General features: G+C 32.1%; 3 protein-coding genes. All 3 read left to right on the forward strand.

Going from position 1 to position 5,873, the window contains the following annotated elements:
• A partial coding sequence (locus U9R42_01230) for a PAS domain S-box protein (GenBank protein MEA3494636.1) occupies nt 1-1,862 on the forward strand: 1,862 nt, incomplete at its 5' end.
• A gap of 2 nt (nt 1,863-1,864) precedes the next feature.
• Nucleotides 1,865-3,400 (forward strand): DUF3365 domain-containing protein, encoded by a 1,536-nt coding sequence (locus U9R42_01235; protein MEA3494637.1) that lies wholly within the window; start codon nt 1,865-1,867, stop codon nt 3,398-3,400.
• 697 nt (nt 3,401-4,097) lie between these two features.
• Nucleotides 4,098-5,516 (forward strand): PAS domain S-box protein, encoded by a 1,419-nt coding sequence (locus U9R42_01240; protein MEA3494638.1) that lies wholly within the window; start codon nt 4,098-4,100, stop codon nt 5,514-5,516.
• Nucleotides 5,517-5,873 lie beyond the last annotated feature (357 nt).

Below are 5,873 nucleotides of genomic sequence, written 5' to 3' on the forward strand. Positions count from 1 at the left end.
AAGTTTATCAAAACAATAAAGAGATATGTAAAAATTGTGCTGTCAAACAAGTTTTCGAAAAAGGGATAAATGCTAAATCTGAAAATCAATTAACATCATCAAATGGAAGTATAAAATATTATGAGACATACGCATATCCTGTTTACAATAAACAAGGTGAAATTGCGTATGCTGTTGAAACCACAATAGACATCACCACACGCGAACAGTCAGAAGAAGCACTAAAAGAAAGTGAAGAAAAACACCGTCTTATTACCACAAATACACTAGATACGATCTGGACAACAGATTTGGAATTTAAGATTACATTTGTTAATGACGCAATTTTAAAGTTTTTAGGCTATACACCCGAAGAATTTATTGGACTAAAACCATCTGTTTTTACAAAGCCTGAAGGAATAAAGACAATGCAAAATGTGGCTGAACAATTAGTTACAAAACATAAAGAAGGAGATGTTAAGCAATCCATATTCGAAGTACAACAAATTAAAAAGGATGGCACTTTAATAGATGTTGAAATTAGAGCTAACCTATTATTAAATAGCGATGAAAAATTTATTGGTTTTCAGGGCAGATCAGTTGATATTACAGAGCGTAAGCAAGATGAAGATAAACTACTGGAAAGTGAGGAGCGATATCGAACACTCGTTGAGGATTTACAAGATGTAATTGTAAGATTTTCGTTGGATGGAAAAATACTTTACTGTAGCCAGAATGTTAAAAAATTTGGTGGCTTCGATCCTGACGAAGAAATTGGACAACATTTCTCAAAATATATCGTAGATGAACAAAAAATAAACGATTTACAAAAAATATTTCAAAATATTATCACCACAAAGGAAACAACATCTTTTGAGTTTCAATACAAACCAAAAAACAAAAAACCTTTTTATGTTGAAACAACAGCAAGCCCTAATTTCAGTGAATCATCAAATGAAATTATCAGCATTCAATGTATTATACGCGACATAACAGAACGCAAACAAGCAAAGAATGCACTAATTGAAAGTGAAGAAAAATTATCTACACTTATGAATGCCACATCAGATGTTGCTGGTTTGATGCAAAATGATGGAACAATTGTCATGGCTAATAAAGCACTCGAAAATAGTATAGGAACAGATGAACTTATTGGCAGAAAACTTAGAGATATACTCCCTTCTGATATTGGAGAAAGCAGAATGCTTATTATTCGCAAAATAATAGAAAGCAAAAAGTCTTTACAATGGGAAGATGGACGTAATGGAATAAATTATCTTAATTCTTCATATCCAATCTTCGATGATTCCGGTAATGTAAAATTTATTGCTTTTTTCGGTAAAAATATCACAGCACAAAAGAAAGCAGAAAAGGAAATACAAAAACTTTCCACAGCAGTAACACAAAGCCCATCAGTAATTGCCATAACCGATAAAAAAGGAAATATGGAATATGTTAATCCTAAATTTACGGAGCTTACCGGCTATACTTTAGAAGAAGCAAAAGGTAAAAACCCAAGAATTCTTAAATCAGGTGAACAAGCTGATGAAATATATAAAGAACTATGGAAAACAATTTCGTCTGGCAAAGAGTGGCATGGAGAGTTTCATAATAAAAAGAAAAACGGAGAACTATTTTGGGAAGCCGCTTCGGTTTCTCCAATTTTAAATAAACAAGGCAAAATAATCAATTATCTAAAAGTTGCGGAAGATATTACAGAACGCAAGCAGGTAGAAGATAATCTAAAACAGAGAATGCAAGAATTAGAGATTTTCAATGATGCTACTGTTAATAGGGAGCTAAAAATTATTGAATTAAAAAAAGAAATTAATAAGCTATTAGAAGAATCTGGTAAAAAACCTCAATATAAAATTGTAACTTAATTATGAAAAATACTATTCAGAAAAAAGTTGAAAGCAAAGCATCTCAAACAAGAGTGGCAAAATATTTCTGGGGTTTGGCAATAATTTGGACATTGATTATAATATTCTTATTAATTCAAAACCTTGTTACACAAAAAAAAGCTGTTTACAATCTTGCTATTAATGAAGCTCGCACCCATTTTCAAAAGGATAAGATATTTCGATTTTGGTCAGCTTCACATGGAGGATTTTATGTTCCCATTACTGAGCGAACTACTCCAAGCCCATATCTATCACATATTCCTGAACGAGACATCACAACTCCCGACAGTGTGCAACTAACACTGATGAATCCTGCTTGGGCACTTCGTCAAATGAACGAAGATTATTCTGAAATCTATGGCGTATTCGGTCATATTACCAGCTTATTGCCTTTACGTGAGCAAAATGCCCCCGATGAATGGGAACAAAAAGCACTTGAACTATTTGAAAAAGGAGAAACTGAAGTTCTCGAATTTATAGAATCAGATTCTAATACATATTTGCGTTTGATGCAACCGTTGATTACAGTTGAAGGCTGTCTTAAATGTCATGGTCATCAGGGTTATAAAATCGGGGATGTGCGTGGAGGTGTAAGTGTTACAATACCATTAAACTCCTATTATGCAGAAAAACAAAAAGCAAAAATAAATGCTATACTATCATTTTTTCTGATTTGGCTAATAGGAGTTATTGCAATCATTGTAGCTTTCCGATTCATTAAAAAGAGTATTATCGAACAAGAGCAAGCCAAAAGATTGTTACATGAATCGCATAATTCTCTTGAAAAAAATGTGCTTAAACGTACTGCTGAACTGAAGTCTGCAATGAGTTTTTCTGAAAACATTTTGGATACTGCTAACGCATTCATGGTTACATTAGACAAGGATGCCAATATTACTTTGTTTAATAAATATGCCGAAAAAATTTCAGATTTTAAAAAGAATGACATTATAGGAAAAAACTGGTTTTCTCTTTTTATCCCCGAACGTGATATTCCAATAATCCCCAAGATATTTTCAGAAATTTTAGAAGGAATGCCTAATTATTCATCCTATGAGAATCATATTTTATGTAAAAATGGTTCCGAGAAATTGTTCAGTTGGAAAAATTCCTTACTAAAAAATAATGAAGGGAAAATATTAGGACTTCTCTCTATTGGTACGGATATCACAAAGAAAAAACAATTGGAAGACGAAAAAATAGTCGAATCACAAAAATTAAAAAAAACCTTTGATAAAAGTGAAAAGCAAAGGCTGGCAACTTTATCTATTTTAGGAGATTTGAATGAAACTACTGAAAATTTGAAATTAGAAATTAACGAAAGAAAAAACGCAGAACTAAAACTAAAAAAATATCGCGAACATCTTGAAGAACTCGTTAAAGAAAGAACAGAAAAATTAGAAGAAAGAAATAATAAATTAAAAAAATATAATAAATTTTTTGAAGGAAGAGAAGTAAGAATAAAAGAGCTTAAAGACAGAGTGAAGGAATTGGAAGAGAGGATGGGGATTAGTTGAAAGTTGAAAGTTATTGAATACAAATTATCAATTATGAGTTGTTGGCTTTTAGCTGTTGGTTGCCGACTGTGGACTGTGGACTGCGAACTGGTTTTGGGTTGTTAGGAGGTGGTCGTTTAGTTGTCATTATTTGTCATTTGGTGGTCATTAAGTTGTCATTTGGTGGTCATTAAGTTGTCATTATTTGTCATTTGATGGTTATTAGGTAGTGTGGTTTTTAGTTTTTAGTTTATAGTTTTTAGCTGTGGACTGGTTTGAGTTGTTAGGAGGTGGTCATTTAGTTGTCATTATTTGTCATTTGGTGGTCATTAAGTTGTCATTATTTGTCATTTGGTGGTTATTGGGTAGTGAGGTTTTTAGTTTTTAGTTTTTAGTTTTTAGTTTTCAGCTGTGGACTGAGAACTGGTTTTGGGTTGTTAGGAGGTGGTAGTTTAGTTGTCATTAAGTGGTCATTAAGTTGTCATTAATTGTCATTAAGTTGTCATTATTTGTCATTAATTGTCATTGAGTGGTTATTGGGTAGTGTGGTTTTTGGCTTTTAGTTTTTAGCTGTTGGCTACCGACTGAAGACTGCCGACTGCCGACTGAGAACTGAAGACTGCCGACTGCCGACTGAGAACTGAAGACTGCCGACTGAGAACTGAGAACTGCCGACTGCAAAAGCTTACAATTAATTATTTGAGTAAAAAATATTTCTATGAAAAATCAGGAAAAAACAAAAGAGGAATTGCTTAAAGAGAATGAAATACTGCAAAAGAAAGTTAAGGAATTAGGAAGGAGTAAAAACAACAAAACAGAGGAAGCGTTGTTGGAAAGTCAAGAACGATTTAATTCAATATTTAATCATAACCCTAATCCCACACATCTTGTTAACAGCAATTTTGAAATTATTTTAACTAATTTAAAATTACTTCAAATTAAAGGCTTAAAACAAGAAGAAATAATAGGTAAAAAATGCTACGAAGTTTATCAAAACAATAAAGAGATATGTAAAAATTGTGCTGTCAAACAAGTTTTCGAAAAAGGGATAAATGCTAAATCTGAAAATCAATTAACATCATCAAATGGAAGTATAAAATATTATGAGACTTACGCATATCCTGTTTACAATAAAGAAGGTGAAATTGCGTATGCTGTTGAATCCACAATAGATATTAGCGAACGTAAAAAATCAGAAAAAAGATTACGAGAAAGTGAAGAGATATATAAAACACTCTTTACTTCATCAAAAGATGCAATAATGACACTTGCACCCCCTACCTGGAAATTTACTTCCGGAAATCCTGCTTACATGAAAATGTTTGGAATTAAAAGTTTAAAAGAATTAAAATCATTAGGACCATGGGAGATATCTCCCAAGAAACAAGCTGATGGTCAACTTTCATCCGTTAAGGCAAAGGAAATGATAGAGATAGCGACAAATAAAGGTTCAAACTTTTTTGAATGGAGACATAAAAATTTGAACGGAAAAGAATTTTCTACAACAGTATTACTTACAAAAATTGAAATGGGTGATAAAATGTTCCTTCAAGCAACTGTTAGAAATATTAGTAAAGAAAAAAAATCTAAAAAAGAAATAATAGAAAAAAATGAACAATTAGAACTTGTTATGCAAGGTGCAAATCTTGGTTGGTGGGATTGGGATATTCCCTCAGGCAAAGAAATATATAACGAAATATTACCAAAAAGCTTAGGATATAAACTTAATGAAATAGAAGCAAATATAAAATGGTGGGAAAATAAAATTCATCCTGATGATGCAAAACAAGTTAGCTTTGATTTACAACAACATTTTGACGGGAAAACAGAGTTCTATAGAAATAAACACCGAATAAAAAACAAAACGGGAGAATGGAAATGGTTTTTTGACCATGGCAAAGTAATTTCAAGGGATAAAGACGGCAAACCTATAAGAATGATAGGTACACTAAGAGATATTGATAATCAGCAACAGGCAGAAAAAGATCTAAAAGATAAAATGAATAAACTTGAAAAATGGAATAAACTTTCAGTCGGCAGAGAACTAAAGATGATTGAATTGAAAAAAGAAATAAATGAACTTTTGAGAAAAGATGGTTTACCTACAAAATATGAAGTTAGTAACGAAAAGGAATAATTATGTTATTTGGGTTGTTAGGGGGTGGTCGTTTAGTTGTCATTAAGTTGTCATTAATTGTCATTGGGTGGTCATTTAGTGGTCATTAAGTTGTCATTAATTGTCATTGGGTGGGTTTTGGGTTTTGGGTTTTGGGTTTTGGGTTTTGGGTTTTGGGTTTTGGGTTTTAACTTTTAGTTTTTAGCTCTTGGCTACCGACTGAAGGCTGTGGACTGTGGACTGTGGACTGGTTTGGGTTGTTATTAAATAGTGTTAATTTAAAAAAATGTAAAATGAAATTAGAGGAATTACAGGTTTATCAATTATCAATGGAAATTGGAGAGAAAGTATGGAATATCGTATTCGAGTGGAATTATT

This window comes from Bacteroidota bacterium (assembly GCA_034723125.1).
GTDB lineage: Bacteria > Bacteroidota > Bacteroidia > CAILMK01 > JAAYUY01 > JAYEOP01.